The organism is Burkholderia sp. JP2-270, assembly GCF_003233675.1.
Classification (GTDB): Bacteria; Pseudomonadota; Gammaproteobacteria; order Burkholderiales; family Burkholderiaceae; genus Burkholderia; species Burkholderia pyrrocinia_C.
Genome location: NZ_CP029824.1, coordinates 1,183,856 through 1,199,618 on the forward strand (window position 1 = coordinate 1,183,856; position 15,763 = coordinate 1,199,618).

At 68.8% G+C, this 15,763-nt stretch carries 13 protein-coding genes; 11 read left to right on the top strand and 2 right to left on the bottom strand.

Annotated elements, in window-relative coordinates:
* Positions 1-105 precede the first annotated feature (105 nt).
* The gene (locus tag DM992_RS05695; protein WP_034179097.1) at positions 106-396 is read right to left on the bottom strand and encodes a YciI family protein; all 291 of its coding nucleotides are present in this window, start codon (positions 394-396) and stop codon (positions 106-108) included.
* Between the two features lie 210 nt (positions 397-606).
* Between DM992_RS05695 and DM992_RS05700 the strand changes: the two genes are divergently transcribed.
* Both DM992_RS05700 and DM992_RS05710 read left to right on the top strand, forming a co-directional pair.
* Complete coding sequence (locus DM992_RS05700; RefSeq protein ID WP_111017817.1) at positions 607-2,244, top strand: methyl-accepting chemotaxis protein; 1,638 nt, start codon at positions 607-609, stop codon at positions 2,242-2,244.
* Between the two features lie 209 nt (positions 2,245-2,453).
* Positions 2,454-3,269 carry a MetQ/NlpA family ABC transporter substrate-binding protein gene (locus DM992_RS05710; RefSeq protein ID WP_034179096.1) on the top strand — a complete coding sequence of 272 codons (816 nt, stop codon included), beginning with the start codon at positions 2,454-2,456 and terminating at the stop codon, positions 3,267-3,269.
* Between the two features lie 110 nt (positions 3,270-3,379).
* Here the strand turns inward: DM992_RS05710 and DM992_RS05715 are convergent, their stop codons facing one another.
* Positions 3,380-3,688, bottom strand: coding sequence for a VF_A0006 family four-cysteine protein (locus DM992_RS05715; RefSeq protein ID WP_105393575.1), 309 nt, complete (start codon positions 3,686-3,688; stop codon positions 3,380-3,382).
* A 333-nt stretch (positions 3,689-4,021) separates the two neighbouring features.
* Here DM992_RS05715 and DM992_RS05720 point away from each other — a divergent pair, with 333 nt between their 5' ends.
* From DM992_RS05720 to DM992_RS05760, 9 genes are all read left to right on the top strand, one after another.
* Positions 4,022-4,987, top strand: a complete 966-nt coding sequence (locus tag DM992_RS05720) for an ABC transporter substrate-binding protein (protein ID WP_111016053.1) — start codon at positions 4,022-4,024, stop codon at positions 4,985-4,987.
* A gap of 142 nt (positions 4,988-5,129) precedes the next feature.
* Complete coding sequence (locus tag DM992_RS05725) at positions 5,130-6,026, top strand: ABC transporter permease (protein ID WP_111016054.1); 897 nt, start codon at positions 5,130-5,132, stop codon at positions 6,024-6,026.
* Between the two features lies 1 nt (position 6,027).
* Positions 6,028-6,822: an ABC transporter ATP-binding protein gene (locus DM992_RS05730; RefSeq protein WP_111016055.1), complete on the top strand. Its 795-nt coding sequence runs from the start codon at positions 6,028-6,030 to the stop codon at positions 6,820-6,822.
* Positions 6,823-7,125: 303 nt separating this feature from the next.
* Positions 7,126-7,833, top strand: a complete 708-nt coding sequence (gene imuA, locus DM992_RS05735; protein ID WP_111016056.1) for a translesion DNA synthesis-associated protein ImuA — start codon at positions 7,126-7,128, stop codon at positions 7,831-7,833.
* The gene (locus tag DM992_RS05740) at positions 7,766-9,253 is read left to right on the top strand and encodes a DNA polymerase Y family protein (RefSeq protein WP_111016057.1); all 1,488 of its coding nucleotides are present in this window, start codon (positions 7,766-7,768) and stop codon (positions 9,251-9,253) included. The genes imuA and DM992_RS05740 overlap by 68 nt, the downstream gene beginning before the upstream one ends.
* A gap of 5 nt (positions 9,254-9,258) precedes the next feature.
* A complete protein-coding gene (locus tag DM992_RS05745) occupies positions 9,259-12,477 on the top strand; it encodes an error-prone DNA polymerase (protein WP_111017818.1) in 3,219 nt (1,072 codons plus the stop codon).
* Between the two features lie 327 nt (positions 12,478-12,804).
* Positions 12,805-13,539 carry a GntR family transcriptional regulator gene (locus tag DM992_RS05750; RefSeq protein ID WP_047899075.1) on the top strand — a complete coding sequence of 245 codons (735 nt, stop codon included), beginning with the start codon at positions 12,805-12,807 and terminating at the stop codon, positions 13,537-13,539.
* A gap of 98 nt (positions 13,540-13,637) precedes the next feature.
* A complete protein-coding gene (gene nagA / locus DM992_RS05755) occupies positions 13,638-14,741 on the top strand; it encodes an N-acetylglucosamine-6-phosphate deacetylase (RefSeq protein ID WP_034179088.1) in 1,104 nt (367 codons plus the stop codon).
* Positions 14,734-15,750 (top strand): SIS domain-containing protein, encoded by a 1,017-nt coding sequence (locus tag DM992_RS05760; RefSeq protein WP_096471829.1) that lies wholly within the window; start codon positions 14,734-14,736, stop codon positions 15,748-15,750. The genes nagA and DM992_RS05760 overlap by 8 nt, the downstream gene beginning before the upstream one ends.
* Positions 15,751-15,763: the final 13 nt, after the last annotated feature.

Below are 15,763 nucleotides of genomic sequence, written 5' to 3' on the forward strand. Positions count from 1 at the left end.
GCCCGGCGTTTCGCGTGACGGCCGTCTCGCGCCGTCACGCTGTCTCTCTTCCCTTTTCGTTTGCATGCGCCCCGCCGTGCGGAGCGTCGGCGCGCGCGTGCCGCGTTACGGCAGCGCAGGCACGTTGAAGCCGGATGCGGCGCGCGTGATCCGGAATTCCGTCACGCGATACGTCGCGAGCCCCTCGGTGACGAACGGGTCGGTCTTCAGGATCGCGTCGAGTTCGTCGCGATCGATGCGGGCCGCGAGGATCACGCCGCCTTCGCGCGGCACCTTCGGCCCCGCCGCGATGAAGATGCCCTTGTCGAACAGCGGCTGCAGATACGCACGGTGGCGTTCGAGCGCGTCGTCGATGCGCTCGAGCGATGCGGTGTAGTGGATGTCGATGACGTACATGGATGGCCCTGGAATGGCGCCGGCGCGTCGCGCGCCGGCCAGCCGGTCTTTGTAGCACAGCGGATGCGGGCTGTCGCGCCGAGGCCGTCCGTTGCGCTCCGGCGCGTATTCAAGTTGTAAGCCTCGATGCCGTAAATAAAAGGGCAACCGTTTGCGCGCGGCAGGCCGTTCGCGCGCATCGTGTGCATCGACATCGATAAAGGCACGCAGATGAGCAGAATGAGTTTGAACCGCAAGCTGTGGCTCGCGCTTGCGCTGGTATGGATCGGTCTGCTGGGCGTCGGCGCATGGAGCGCCTACGAGACGCGCGCGACGATGCTCGCCGAACGCCAGGCCGGCATCGCGAATCTCGTCGACTCGGCGGCCGGCATCGTGAAGTCGTATCACGCGCTCGCGCAGAGCGGCACGCTGCCCGAGGCCGACGCGAAGCGCGACGCGCTCGCGAGCCTTGCCGCGATGCGCTACGGCGATTCGGGCTACGTGTTCGTGATGGATTCGAAGCCGGTCGTGCTGATGCATCCGACGCTGCCGAAGCTGGTCGGCACGCAGGTCGGCGACTATCTCGACCCGGACGGCAAGCCGCTGTTCGTCACGATCCTGAACGCCGCGAAGGCGACCGGCAGCGGCTTCGCCGAATATCGCGGGCGGCTGCCGCACAGCGAAACCGCCGTGCCGAAGATCAGCTACGTCACGCGTTTCGCGCCGTGGGACTGGAACATCTCGAGCGGCGTGTTCCTGAAGGACATCGACACCATCTACTACCGCACGCTGCTCGGCCACCTCGCGGTCGTGTTCGTGATCGGCTTCGTGATCAGCACGGCGATGCTGGTGATCATCCGCAACGTGCGCGCCAGCCTCGGCGGCGAGCCCGACGAAGCGGCCGCGCTCGCAACGCGCATCGCGCAGGGCGACCTGACGCAGCCGGTGCTCGTGCGCGCGGGCGACCGCACGAGCATGATGGCCGCGATGCGCGACATGCAGGCTAGGCTGCAGGCGACGATCGGCGGGATTCGCCAGTCGGCCGAATCGATCGCGTCGGCGAGCCGCGAGATCTCGGCCGGCAACGACGACCTGTCGCAGCGCACCGAGGAGCAGGCCGCGTCGCTGGAGGAAACGGCCGCGAGCATGGAGCAGCTGACCGCGACGGTGAAGCAGAACGCCGACAACGCGCGGCAGGCGAGCGGGCTCGCGAACAACGCGTCGGACATCGCGCGCACGGGGAGCGACGTCGTGAACCGCGTGATCGGCACGATGGGCGAGATCGACGACAGCTCGCGCAAGATCGCCGACATCATCGGCGTGATCGAGGGCATCGCATTCCAGACCAACATCCTCGCGCTGAACGCGGCGGTCGAGGCCGCGCGCGCGGGCGAGCAGGGCCGCGGCTTCGCGGTGGTCGCGGGCGAGGTGCGTTCGCTCGCGCAGCGCAGCGCGACGGCAGCGAAGGAGATCCGCGCGCTGATCGTCGACTCGGTCGAGCGCGTGCGCAACGGTTCGACGCTGGTCGGCCAGGCCGGCACGACGATGGGCGAAATCCTGCAGGCCGTCGCGCGCGTGACCGACATCATGGGCGAGATCGCGGCCGCGTCCGAGGAGCAGGCGAGCGGCATCACGCAGGTCGGGCGCGCGGTCACGCAGATGGACCAGGTGACGCAGCAGAACGCGGCGCTCGTCGAGGAGGCTGCTGCAGCCGCCGCGTCGCTGCAGGAACAGGCCGCGCGGCTGCGCGACGCGGTCGGCGCGTTCCGGGTCGGCGGCGCAGGCGGCATATCGTCGCGGCGGGCCGGCGAGCGGGCGGCCGAATCCGCGTTCGGCACGAAGGCGGCCGACGACGCAGTGGTGGCATGACGCGTACGACCGAGGCCGATGCGCGACAGGCGAAAACGCAACTAACGGCCAAGTCGCGCGACATCTGCCAGCACCGCTGCGGTGCATACCCATATGAGCGGGATGTATTTCACTTCCCGCCGATCCTGTGACACCATTTGCCCCTTCCAGCGAGTCGGGGGATACCCGTATCGCGCCCCATTTCCAGTAAGCAAGAAAGCGAGAAACAGATGAAGCGTCGCAGTCTCCTGAAGGTATTTTCCGTGCTGGCCGCCGGTGCAGCGCTGACGCTGTCGGCGGGCGCGCACGCCGAGGACAAGGTGATCAAGGTCGGCACGGTTGCCGGCCCGGATGCGGAAGTGTGGCAGCTCGTGCAGAAGGTCGCGAAGGAGAAGGAAGGCCTGAACGTGAAGGTCATCGAGTTCAACGACTACGTGCAGCCGAACGCGGCGCTCGATTCGGGCGACCTCGACGCGAACAGCTTCCAGCACCAGCCCTACCTCGACAGCCAGGTGAAGCAGCGCGGCTACAAGATCGTCAGCGCGGGCCTGACCTACATCTCGCCGATCGGCGTGTACTCGAAGAAGTTCAAGTCGCTGAAGGACCTGCCGCAAGGCGCGAAGCTCGCGGTGCCGAACGATCCGTCGAACGAGAACCGTGCGCTGCTGCTGCTGCAGACGCAAGGCGTGATCAAGCTGAAGTCGGGCGCCGGCACGGGCGGCAACAACGCGACGGTGCTCGACATCGCCGAGAACCCGAAGAAGCTGAAGATCTCCGAACTCGACGCCGCGCAACTGCCGCGCGTGCTGTCGGACGTCGACGCGGCCGTGATCAACACGAACTACGCGCTGGCCGCGAACCTGCAGCCGACCAAGGACGCGATCGCACTCGAAGCGCTGACGAGCCCGTACGCGAACCTGATCGCCGTGCGCGCGAAGGACAAGGATCAGCCGTGGGTGAAGAAGCTGGTCAAGGCGTACCAGTCGCCGGAAGTGCGGGAATTCATCAAGAAGCAGTTCAAGGGCTCGATGGTCGCGTCGTTCTGAACGCCGCACACCGGTCGGACCGCTGAACGAAAAGGGCCTGCATCGCGCAGGCCCTTTTTCATTGGCACGGCCGGTGGACGGCCGCGCGGTGCGCCGCGTTCAACGCCGGACTACATGTCGCCGCGCCGCGAGCAGATCGCCATGATCTGCTGGATCGCATAGTTGTCGCGCACGCCCGGCAGCGACTGCACGACGCACTCGTGAAAGCGCCGCTCGCGCGGCAGCAGCATCGCGTTGTTGCGGTACAGCGCGTCGCAGGAGCGCTGGATCAGCTGGGCCGCGGCGCCGTTGCGGCTTTCGCGCAGCGCGCCGAGCATGCACTCGTCGTATTGCGCATAACCGTCGGTCAGCGCGAATGCCGCGCCCGGCAGCGCCAGCGCGACGGCGGCGAATACGATTGCACGGACTCCCCGTTTCATGTGCCCTCCGATGGTGTCGCCTGGATCGGCCGACAGCTTAACGTAAAGCCGTCAACGCGGCTGACGCGTTGCGCCGATGCCGGCCGGAGCTGCCGCCGGCCGGGCTTCGCGCGCGGTCGCGGGCGCCGGCGGGCGGCGCAATCCGGCGTGCCGGGCGAAAGCGCGGAGTCAGGCGGTGGTCTGCGGAAATGGTATCCTCGTGCGTTCGCCGCTACGCACCTTCCCGGGGGGCGCGCGGGCCGGCCGCCGCCGAGTTTTACGCGCGGCGGCGCCCGCCTGACGGCGGCGGGAATCCATCATCCAGAACCGACACAATACGGGGGAGACTCACCCATGAAGCGATTCAAGACTTTCGCGATCCGTTCGATCACGGCCGGCGTGGCCGCACTCGCGCTGGCAGGCGCCGCGCACGCGCAGACCGTCAAGGTGCTGTCGATCGTCGACCATCCGGCGCTCGACGCGATCCGCGACGGCGTGCGCGCCGAACTGAAGGCGGAAGGCTACGGCGACGACAAGCTCAAGTGGGAATACCAGAGCGCGCAGGGCAACACGGGCACGGCCGCGCAGATCGCGCGCAAGTTCGTCGGCGACAAGCCCGACGTGATCGTCGCGATCGCGACGCCGGCCGCGCAGTCGGTCGTCGCGGCGACGAAGAGCGTGCCGGTCGTCTATTCGGGCGTGACCGATCCGGTCGCCGCTCAGCTCGTGAAGGGCTGGGGCCCGTCGGGCACCAACGTGACGGGCGTGTCCGACAAGCTGCCGCTCGATCGCCAGGTCGCGCTGATCAAGCGCGTCGTGCCGAATGCGAAGACGGTCGGCATGGTCTACAACCCGGGCGAGGCGAATTCGGTCGTCGTCGTGAAGGAGCTCAAGGAGATCCTCGCGAAGCAGGGGATGACGCTGAAGGAAGCGGCCGCACCGCGTACCGTCGACATCGGCCCGGCCGCGAAGAGCCTGATCGGCAAGGTCGACGTGATCTACACGAACACCGACAACAACGTCGTGTCCGCGTACGAAGCGCTCGTGAAGGTCGCGAACGAAGCGAAGATCCCGCTCGTCGCCGGCGACACCGACAGCGTGAAGCGCGGCGGCATCGCGGCGCTCGGCATCAACTACGGCGACCTCGGCCGCCAGACGGGCAAGGTCGTCGCGCGCATCCTGAAGGGCGAGAAGCCGGGCGCGATCGCGTCGGAGACGAGCAGCAACCTCGAGCTGTTCGCGAACACGGGCGCGGCCGCGAAGCAGGGCGTCACGCTGGCGCCGGATCTCGTCAAGGAAGCGAAGACGGTCATCAAGTAAGCCGCGGCCGGCCGACCGCCGCGCTTGCGGGCCCGATCCGGGCCCGAACGACACCGCCGGACGGGCGGCTCCCACCCGGGGCCGCCCGTTCGCTTCACCCGGCCGTACACGTCCGGCCGGGAAGCAACAGGATTTCCCCATCATGTCTCTGTTCTCGTTTCTGGGCGCGCTGGAGATCGGCCTGATCTTCAGTCTCGTCGCCCTCGGGGTGCTGATCTCGTTTCGCATCCTCAACTTCCCCGACCTCACCGTCGACGGCAGTTTTCCGCTCGGCGGCGCCGTCGCCGCGACGCTGATCTCGGCCGGCCACGACCCGTTCTCCGCGACGGTGCTCGCGATCGTCGCGGGCGCACTGGCCGGCTTCATCACGGGCTGGCTCAACGTGCGCCTGAAGATCATGGATCTGCTCGCCAGCATCCTGATGATGATCGCGCTGTATTCGGTGAACCTGCGGATCATGGGCCGGCCGAACGTGCCGCTGATCACCGAGCCGACGCTGTTTACCGTGCTGCAGCCCGACTGGATGCCCGACTACGTGCTGCGCCCGGCGCTGCTCGCGATCGTCGTCGTGGTCGCGAAGCTCGGCCTCGACTGGTTCTTCTCGTCGCAGCTCGGCCTCGCGATGCGCGCGACCGGCGCGAACCCGCGGATGGCGCGTGCGCAGGGCATCGCGACCGGCCGCGCGACGCTTGCCGGGATGGCGCTGTCGAACGCGCTCGTCGCGCTCGCCGGCGCACTGTTCGCGCAGACGCAGGGCGGCGCGGACATCTCGATGGGGATCGGCACGATCGTGATCGGGCTGGCCGCGGTGATCATCGGCGAGACGCTGCTGCCCGCGCGCCGGCTCGTGCTGACGACGCTCGCCGTCGTGCTCGGCGCGATCGTCTACCGCTTCTTCATCGCGCTCGCGCTGAACAGCGAATTCATCGGCCTGAAGGCGCAGGACCTGAACCTCGTGACGGCCGCGCTCGTCACGATCGCGCTGGTGCTGCCGGCGACGCGCAAGAAGCTGTTCGCGCGCAAGAACGGAGGGGCATGACATGCTGTCCGCACAAGACCTGAAACTCACGTTCAATCCCGGTACGCCGATCGAGACGCGCGCGCTGCGCGGGCTGTCGCTCGAGATTCCCGACGGCCAGTTCGTCGCGGTGATCGGCTCGAACGGTGCCGGCAAGTCGACCTTCCTCAATGCGGTCAGCGGCGACCAGCGCGTCGATGCGGGGCGGATCTCGATCGATGGCGCGGACGTCACGCGCCAGCCCGCGTGGGACCGCGCGCACCTCGTCGCGCGCGTGTTCCAGGACCCGATGGCCGGCACCTGCGAGGCGCTGACGATCGAGGAGAACATGGCGCTCGCGACGGCGCGCGGCGTGCGGCGCGGCTTCCGGGCCGCGCTCGACCGTCCGTCGCGCGAGCTGTTCCGCGACAAGCTGCGGCTGCTGAATCTCGGCCTCGAGAACCGGCTGACCGACCGGATCGGGCTGCTGTCGGGCGGCCAGCGGCAGGCCGTGAGCCTGCTGATGGCGTCGCTGCGGCCGTCGCGGATCCTGCTGCTCGACGAGCACACGGCCGCGCTCGACCCGAAGACGGCCGCGTTCGTGCTGGAACTGACCGCGCGCATCGTCGCCGAGAGCCGGCTGACGACGATGATGGTCACGCACAGCATGCGGCAGGCGCTCGACTACGGCGACCGCACGGTGATGCTGCACCAGGGGCAGGTCGTGCTCGACGTGTCGGGCGACGCGCGCAAGGGGCTCGACGTGCCGGACCTGCTGCAGATGTTCGAGAAGGTGCGGCACGAGCAGCTCGACGACGACGCGTTGTTGCTGAGTTGACGTGACGGGCGGCACGCGGCGAGCCGGCGCGATGTGGTGTTGCGTCGTGCCGGTTTGCGTGAGGGTTGGCGTGCCGATCCGGCCGGGCGATTCGGCCTGCGTGCGTCGCATCGGACCGTATGGCCGTGGCGGCGGGCGTTCGGGCGGCCCGATCCGGCCGCGCCCGATCCGGCGCGCCGCAACATGACGGGCGCGCCGGCTTTCCCCCTGTTTTTCCTCTGACAAAAACCGGTTTCGCACCGGCGCTGTGCGACGCGAGCACATTGCCATATACTGTATATCCATACAGTTGTGGGTGGCGTCATGCTCGCATCCTCCATTTCTCCCGAATCCCTTCATCCGTCGCTCTGGCGCGGCTCGCAGCTCGCTCGCGGCGGCCCGCGCACGATCGATACCGGCTTCGCGCCGCTGTCCGCCGAGCTGCCGGGCGGCGGCTGGCCGGTCGGCGGGCTCGTCGAGCTGCTGGCCGCGCAGCCGGGCTGCGGCGAGATGCGGCTGCTCGCGCCGGCGCTCGCACGCACCGTCAGCGCCCGGCGTCCGCTCGCGCTCGTCGCGCCGCCGCAATCGCCGCATGCGACCGCGCTCGCCAGTCTCGGCGTGCCGGCCGACGCGCTGCTGTGGCTGCGTGCCGGCAGCCGCACGGATGCGTTGTGGGCCGCCGAGCAGGCGCTCAGGACCGGCTGTTGCGGTGCGCTGCTGCTCTGGCAGGACGCGCGGCCCGATGCGCTGCGGCGCCTGCATCTCGCGGCCGCGCGCACGGGCGACACGCTGTTCGTGATGCTGCGCCCGCTGTCGGTCGCGCGGCAGCCGTCGCCGGCCGTGCTGCGCGTCGCGCTGTATCCCGTGCCGGGCGGCGTGTCGCTCGACATCGTCAAGCGTCGCGGGCCCGCGCGCGGCGAGCCGCTCGTGCTCGACCTGCCGTCGCCCATCGTGGAGAGTCGTTATGCGCGTCTTGCTCGGCATCCATCTGCCGCGCCTGCCGCTCGACGTGTGCGTCCCGCAGCCGTCTGACGCAGCGGCCGGCGGTGCCGGCTGCGCGGTGCTCGAGCAAGGCGTCGTGCTGATCGCCGATGCGGCCGCGCGCCGGCAAGGCGTGCGCGCGGGCATGAAGCGCGGCGGCGTGCTGACGCTCGCGCCCGACACGCAGCTCGTCGAACGCGATCCCGCGCGCGAGGCCGATGCGCTGCGCGCGGTCGCGCTCGCGTTGCTGCGCTTCTCGCCGTGCGTCGCGCTCGACGACGAAGCCACGCTGATCGTCGACGTCGGTCCGAGCCTGCGCCTGTTCGGCGGCCTGCCGTCGCTGTGCCGCCAGGTGCGCGCGACGCTCGCGGCGCTCGGTTATGCGGCGCGCCTGTCCGCCGCGCCGACCGGGCGCGGCGCGTGGCTGCTCGCGCGCGTGTCGGCGCGCGCGCGCATCCGGCGCCGCGTCGCCGGCCACGCGTCGCTCGTCCGCTCGCTCGACGGACTGCCCTGTGTGCTGCTGCCCGATGCGCGTCCGTATGCGGGCTGGTTCGACGGCCTCGGTTGCCGCACGCTCGCCGATCTGCGCCGCCTGCCGCGCGCGGGGCTGCAGCGCCGCTGCGGTCCCGCGTTGCTGGCCGCGCTCGATCGCGCGTACGGCGATGCGGTCGAGCCGCTTGCGTGGATGGCGGTGCCGCCCGTGTTCGACGTGCGGCTCGAATTGCCGGAGCGCGTCGAATACGCGGAAGCCGTGCTGTTCGCCGCGCGGCGGCTCGTCGTGCAGCTCTGCGGCTGGCTGGCCGCGCGGCAACTGTCGCTGGCCGCGCTGACGTTCGATCTCGAGCACGAGCGCGGCCGCCAGGCCGTGCCGCCGACGCCGCTCGAACTCGCGTTCGCCGCACCCGTGCGCGACGAGGCGCACTTCATGCGGCTGCTCGGCGAGCGGCTCGCGCGCGTCGAGTTGCCGGCCGCGGTGATCGCGGTGCGCCTGAAGGCCACGCGCGTCGAATCGGTCGCGCCGCCGGTCGACGATCTTTTTCCCGAGCCGGGCGGCACGCGCGAGACGCGCGCGCGGCTGTTCGAGCTGCTGGTCGCGCGGCTCGGCGCGGAGAACGTGCTGCGCGCGGCGCCCGTCGCCGATCACCGGCCCGAAGCCGCGAACCGCTGGCTGCCGCTCGATGCGCAGGCCGGCAAGCCGGCCGCTGGTCCGCCGGCCGTGCCGCCGCGTCCCGCGTGGCTGCTGGCCGAGCCGCTGCCGTTGTTGATGCGCGGGGAGCGGCCGGTATTTCATACGCCGCTCAGGATGATGTCGTCGGTGGAACGGATCGAGGCAGGGTGGTTCGATGGTCAGCTCGCTGCGCGCGATTACTGCGTCGCGCAGGACGAGGCCGGTGCGTGCTACTGGGTATTCAGGGAGCGGGGGGCGAGCGAGTCCGAGCTGCGCTGGTTTCTGCACGGTCTGTTCGGGTGAAGGCGATGGCTATGGAGTACCAGTTTCTTCCCGACTACGTGGAGCTGTTCTGTCGCTCGAACTTTTCGTTCCTGCATGGCGCGTCGCATGCGGAGGAATTGGTCGAGCGTGCGTTCGAGCTCGGCTATCGCGGGATCGCGATCACCGACGAATGCTCGCTCGCAGGCGCGCCGCGCATGCATGTCGCGGCGAAGGCGAAAGGGCTGCCGCTCGTCATCGGTTCGTATTTCGAAGTAACACCGGATGAAGTCGCACCAGGCCACGATCCTGGCCCCGGCGCGTTCGGGCTCGTGCTGCTCGCGCAGAACCGCGAGGGTTACGGCAACCTGTCCGAGCTGATTTCATGGCGGCGAATGGCATCGCCGAAGGGCACGTACCGACTGACGTCGAGGATGCTGTCGGTGCCGCCCGAGGAGTTTGCGCACTTGCGCGGCATGCCCGACTGCTTCGTGATTCTCGTGCCTACGTATCCGGTGCGTGCGGACGTACTCGATGCGCAGGTCGCATGGTTTCGCGCGACGTTCGGCGAGCGTGCGCGGCTCGGGCTCGTGCAACTGCAGCGTGCGCTGGACGGTGCGCAACGCGAGGAGATCCGTGCGGCCGGCGCGCGGCGCGGCGTGCGCATCGTTGCGCTTGGCGACGTGACGATGCACCGGCGCTCGTGCAAGGCGTTGCAGGACGTGATGACGGCGATCCGCGTCGGGATGCCGGTTTCGGAGTGCGGCTATGCGCTCGCGCCGAATGCCGAACAGCACCTGCGTTCGCGACAGCGTATCGGGCAACTGTTTTCGCCGGAAGAGATCGCGGAAACGTGCGCGATTCTCGATGCGTGTCATTTCGAACTCGATTCGCTGCGCTACGAGTATCCCGACGAGATCGTGCCGAAGGGGCTCACGCCGACGAGCTATCTGGAGCAGGAAACCAGGGCAGGGGCGGCCGAGCGCTATCCGCAGGGTATTCCGGAGAAAGTGGAGAAACAGATCCGGTATGAACTCGACCTGATCGCGAAGCTGAGCTACGAACCGTTCTTCCTGACCGTCTACGACATCGTCAAATACGCGCGCAGCCAGAACATCCTGTGTCAGGGCCGAGGCTCGGCAGCGAACTCGGTCGTCTGTTTCTGCCTCGGCATCACCGAGGTCGATCCCGATCAGAGCACGATGCTGTTCGAGCGTTTCATCAGCGAGGAGCGTGGCGAGCCGCCCGACATCGACGTTGACTTCGAGCATCAGCGCCGAGAGGAAGTGATTCAGCACATCTACGAAAAATACGGCAAGGACCGCGCCGCACTCGCGGCCGCCGTATCGACGTATCGTCCGCGCGGTGTGCTGCGCGAAACCGGCAAGGCGCTCGGCGTCGATCCGATGCTGATCGATCGCGTCGCGAAGGGGCATCGCTGGTTCGACGGCAGCCGTGACCTGCTGCAGCAATTCGCGACGACCGGGCTCGATCCGGCGACGCCGATGATTCGCGCATGGGCCGAATTGTCGGGGCGATTGCTCAACTTTCCGCGCCACCTGTCGCAGCACTCGGGCGGCTTCGTGATCAGCCGCGGCAAGCTCACGCGGCTCGTGCCCGTCGAGAACGCGGCAATGGACGGGCGTCGCGTGATCCAGTGGGATAAGGACGATCTCGAATCGCTCAAGCTGATGAAGGTCGACGTGCTCGCGCTCGGCATGCTGTCGGCGCTGCATCGCGCGTTCGACATGCGCACCGCATGGCGCGGGCCGCCGGAACCGGACGGCGAGCCATTCACGCTGAAACACATTCCGCAGGATGACGAAGCAACCTACGACATGATCTGCCGCGCCGACACGGTCGGCGTGTTCCAGATCGAATCGCGCGCGCAGATGTCGATGTTGCCGCGCCTGCGGCCGCGCAACTACTATGATCTCGTGATCCAGGTATCGATCGTTCGGCCGGGGCCGATCCAGGGCGGCGCGGTGCATCCGTACCTGACGCGGCGCAGGATCATCGCTGGCGAGGAAGAGGGCGAGGTGACGTATCCGAGCGAGGCACTCGAGGAGGTGCTCGTGCGTACGCTTGGCGTGCCGATCTTCCAGGAGCAGGTCATGCAGATCGCGATCGTCGCCGCGGGTTTCACACCCGGCGAAGCGGATGAATTGCGTCGCGCGATGGCCGCATGGAAGCGCAAGGGCAATCTCGAGAAGTATCACGACAAGATCGTCCACGGCATGCTAGAGCGCGGCTACACAAGCGAATTCGCCGAGCAGATCTTCGAGCAGATCAAGGGCTTCGGCGAATACGGTTTCCCCGAAAGCCACGCGGCGAGCTTCGCCAAACTGGCCTACGCCAGCAGCTGGCTCAAATGCCACGAACCGGCGATCTTCCTCGCCGCATTGCTGAACAGCCAGCCGATGGGTTTCTACCCGCCGTCGCAACTCGTGCAGGACGCGAAGCGCCACGGCGTGCAGGTCCTGCCGATCGATGTCACGCAAAGCGACTGGGAAGCATCGCTCGAAGCGCTGCCCGGCCAGCCGCCGCCGCACGGCCAGCCTGCCGTGCGGCTCGGCCTGTCGCTCGTGCGCGGCCTCGGCGAAGCCGCCGCGCGCCGCATCGAAGCCGCACGCGCGGCGGGCCCCTTCGAGAACGTCGACACCCTCGCGCGTCGCGCGCAGCTCGAACGCCGCGACCTCGAAGCGCTCGCTGCCGCGAACGCGCTCGCGACGCTCGCCGGCCATCGTCGCGATGCATTGTGGCAGGCCGTCGCCGCGGCGCCGGAGCGCGACCTGCTCGCCGCCGCGCCGATCGACGAAGCGGAGAAGCCCGCGCTCGGCGCGCCGTCGGAGGCCGACGACATCCTCGCCGACTATCACACCACCGGCCTCACGCTGAACCGCCATCCGGTTGCGCTGCTGCGGCCCGCGCTGCGCGCGCGGCGGCTGTCGTCCGCGGCCGAACTGCGCGACCGCCCCGACGGCCGGCTCGCACGCGCGTGCGGGCTCGTGACCGCGCGGCAGATGCCGGGTACCGCGAAAGGCGTGATGTTCATGACGCTCGAGGACGAAACGGGTTGCGTGAACGTGATCGTCCGGCCCGAACTGCTCGCGCGGCAGCGCCGCGAAACCCTCGATTCGCGGCTGCTCGCGGCGTCCGGCGTGTGGCAGGTCGTGAGCGACGTGAGGCACCTCGTCGCGCAGCATTTCGAGGATCTGACGCCGCTGCTCGGCGGCCTGCGCACGTCGAGCCGCGAATTCCACTGACTCCCCCGACGCGTGCCGCCGGCCCGCGCGGCGCTTCGCCCCACGATGCATACCAGTCGGCTCAACTGGTTCTATTTCGGTCTCATATTTGCACCCGAAACCTGGCTGAAACATGCATTGGAACTGTCCCCTTGCATACCACTTCGGGTAAATCCCTATCTCGCACTGCATTGTAAACAAAGGATTTCCCGGTACTAAAACGCTTGCGCAGCAAGGCTTCCGGCGATTTCGGCGCATCTAATACCAGTTCGTTGACTGGTATTATTGTGGTTATATAATGCGTTCACTTTCGACGGCCCGAGATCGTCGTCCGACACCCGGAGGCACATGGAAACCGGCTGGTCCGAACTGGCGCCCGATCCCCTCAGCGATACGCCGCTCTATCTGCAGCTCGCCCGCAACCTGGCGAGCGCGATTCACGGCGGCGCGTGGCGGGCCGGCGAGGCGCTGCCGTCGGAGCGGCTGCTGTCGGTGTCGGTCGGCGTATCGCGGATCACGGCCCGTCGCGCACTCGCGCTGCTGGTCGAGCAGGGGCTGATCACGCGGGCGCGCGGTGCGGGCAGCTTCATCACGCCGCGCGTCGCCGATCCGCTGTCGCGTCTCGTCGGTTTCACCGCGAAGATGCAGCAGCGCGGCTTCATGCCCGATTCGGTGTGGCTGTCGCGCAAGCTGCGCGCCGCGAGCCGCGACGAGATCGTGCATCTCGGCCTCGCGCCGGGCGCGACGGTTGCGCGGCTCGAACGGCTGCGCCGCGCGGACGGCATCGTGATGGCCGTCGAGCATTCGACGCTGCCGGCCGCGGTGGTGCCCGATCCGCAGGCGCTCGGCGCGTCGCTGTACGAATACCTCGAAGCGCGCGGCATGGTCGTCGTGCGCGCGCTGCAGCACTTTCGCGCGGTGAACGCGACGCGCGAGATCGCGAAATGGATGGCGGTGAAGCCGGGCGCGGCGCTCCTCGTGATCACGCGCATCGGCTACGGCGCCGACCAGCGCGCGATCGAAGTGACCGAATCGTATTGCCGCGACGACTATTACGACTTCGTCGCCGAACTGAAACGCTGACGCGCGAGACTGCCCGCGCGCGACATGCGTGAAGCAACGACACGGATTTGCAAATCACGACGCGGATGCCCGCGTCACCAGATCATCAAGAGAACGTCATGCTGACTGGAAACATCCTCACCCCCGACGGCTGGATTCACGGTTCGCTCGATAGCGAGAACGGCCGCATCACCACGCTCGACGGTACGCCCGCCGATCCCGCGCAGAACGACGCGCCGTACATCCTGCCCGGCTTCATCGACCTGCACGTGCACGGCGGCGGCGGCGCCGACGTGATGGAAGGCGGCGACGCGATCGAGACGATCGCCCGCACGCACGCGCAATTCGGCACGACGAGCCTGCTCGCGACGACGATGACCGCGCCGCGCGACGAACTGATGAAGGTCGTCGGCAACCTCGGCAGCGTCGCGCGCACCCGCACGCCGGGCGGCGCGCGCGTGCTCGGCGTGCACCTCGAAGGGCCGTACATCAACCCCGGCAAGCTCGGCGCGCAGCCCGACGCGGCCGTGTCGGCCGTGCTCGACGAAGTGCTGAAGTACCTGTCGATCGCGCCGATCCGCGTCGTCACGCTCGCGCCGGAAATCGCCGGCCACATCGAGATCATCGGCGAGATGGCCGCGCGCGGCGTGCGCGTGCAGCTCGGCCACTCGCTCGCGACCTACGACGATGCCGTCGCCGCGCTCAAGCACGGCGCATGCGGCTTCACGCACCTGTTCAACGCGATGTCGCCGCTGCATCACCGCAACCCGGGCCTGGTGGGCGCGGCGCTTGCGCATGCCGAATACGCGGAAATCATTCCCGACCTGCTGCACGTGCACCCGGGCGCGATTCGTGCTGCGCTGCGCGCGATCCCGCGCCTGTACGTCGTGACCGACAGCACGTCCGCAACCGGCATGCCCGACGGCGAATACCGGCTCGGCAGCCAGCACGTGACGAAGTGCCTCGGCGGCGTGCGGCTCGCGGACGGCACGCTCGCCGGCAGCACGCTGACGATGGACCAGGCGCTGCGCAACCTCGTGTCGCTCGGCCTGCCGATCGCCGACGTGTCGAACCGGATGTCGCGCTATGCCGCCGACTACCTCGGCGTCGCCGACCGCGGCCGCCTCGAGCGCGGCGCATGGGCCGACCTCGCGGTGTTCGATCGCGACCTGAACCTCACTGCGACCTATGTCGAAGGAGAATCGATTGTCGAATATGCTTAAGGAAGCGCGCGAGTCCGCCCAGGTCGTTGCCGCGCAAATCGCCGACACCACGCGCGTCGAAGCGCTCGCCGGCCAATTGCTCGATCACCCGCCGGCCGTCGCGCTGACGGTCGCGCGCGGCAGCTCGGATCACGCCGCGAGCTATTTCGCGAGCCTGACGATGAGCCGCCTCGGCGTGCCGGTCGCGTCGCTGCCGATGTCGGTCGCGACGCTGCAGCAGGCGCCGCTGAAGGTGCAGGATCAACTCGCGATCGCATTCTCCCAGTCGGGCAAGAGCCCCGACCTCGTCAACACGATGGCCGCGCTGCGCGAAGCCGGCGCGCGCACCGTCGCCGCCGTGAACGTGCTGCCGTCGCCGCTCGCCGATGCGTGCGAGCACCAGTTGCCGCTGCTCGCCGGCCCCGAACTGTCGGTCGCCGCGACGAAGAGCTATATCGCGATGCTGTCGCTGTCCGCGCAGATCGTCGCTTACTGGCAGCGCGACGCCGCACTGGTGACCGCGCTGCGCGGCTTGCCCGACGTGCTCGCGCAGGCCGGCCGGCTCGACTGGTCGCAGGCCGTTGCCGCGCTCGCGGGCGTCGAGCGGATGATCGTGATCGGCCGCGGCCTCGGTCTCGCGATCGCGCAGGAAGCCGCGCTGAAGCTGAAGGAAACGTCCGGCATCCAGGCCGAGGCGTTCTCGAGCGCCGAAGTCCGTCACGGCCCGATGGAACTGATCGACCGCGACTATCCGCTGCTCGTGTTCGCGCCGCCGGGGCCGGAACAGGCCGGCCTGCTGCAGCTCGCGCAAGACATGCGCGCACGCGGCGCCGCCGTGCTGCTCGCGGCGCCCGCCGGCACGCCCGGCCTGTCGGGCACGGTGCTGCCGCTCGCGCAGTCCGCCCATCCGGCGCTCGACCCGATCGCCGCCATTCTTTCGTTCTACGTGATGGCGGCGGATCTCGCCGTCGCGCGCGGCCGCAATCCCGACACGCCGCGCCACCTGAACAAAGTCACCGAAACGCACTGATAGCCGAGACAGC

Excerpts from the sequence above, each read along its gene's own strand:
- DM992_RS05695 (WP_034179097.1), bottom strand. The coding sequence starts at position 396 with ATGTACGTCATCGACATCCACTACACCGCATCGCTCGAGCGCATCGAC.
- DM992_RS05700 (WP_111017817.1), top strand. The coding sequence starts at position 607 with ATGAGCAGAATGAGTTTGAACCGCAAGCTGTGGCTCGCGCTTGCGCTG.
- DM992_RS05710 (WP_034179096.1), top strand. The coding sequence starts at position 2,454 with ATGAAGCGTCGCAGTCTCCTGAAGGTATTTTCCGTGCTGGCCGCCGGT.
- DM992_RS05715 (WP_105393575.1), bottom strand. The coding sequence starts at position 3,688 with ATGAAACGGGGAGTCCGTGCAATCGTATTCGCCGCCGTCGCGCTGGCG.
- DM992_RS05720 (WP_111016053.1), top strand. The coding sequence starts at position 4,022 with ATGAAGCGATTCAAGACTTTCGCGATCCGTTCGATCACGGCCGGCGTG.
- DM992_RS05725 (WP_111016054.1), top strand. The coding sequence starts at position 5,130 with ATGTCTCTGTTCTCGTTTCTGGGCGCGCTGGAGATCGGCCTGATCTTC.
- DM992_RS05730 (WP_111016055.1), top strand. The coding sequence starts at position 6,028 with ATGCTGTCCGCACAAGACCTGAAACTCACGTTCAATCCCGGTACGCCG.
- imuA (WP_111016056.1), top strand. The coding sequence starts at position 7,126 with ATGCTCGCATCCTCCATTTCTCCCGAATCCCTTCATCCGTCGCTCTGG.
- DM992_RS05740 (WP_111016057.1), top strand. The coding sequence starts at position 7,766 with ATGCGCGTCTTGCTCGGCATCCATCTGCCGCGCCTGCCGCTCGACGTG.
- DM992_RS05745 (WP_111017818.1), top strand. The coding sequence starts at position 9,259 with ATGGCTATGGAGTACCAGTTTCTTCCCGACTACGTGGAGCTGTTCTGT.
- DM992_RS05750 (WP_047899075.1), top strand. The coding sequence starts at position 12,805 with ATGGAAACCGGCTGGTCCGAACTGGCGCCCGATCCCCTCAGCGATACG.
- nagA (WP_034179088.1), top strand. The coding sequence starts at position 13,638 with ATGCTGACTGGAAACATCCTCACCCCCGACGGCTGGATTCACGGTTCG.
- DM992_RS05760 (WP_096471829.1), top strand. The coding sequence starts at position 14,734 with ATGCTTAAGGAAGCGCGCGAGTCCGCCCAGGTCGTTGCCGCGCAAATC.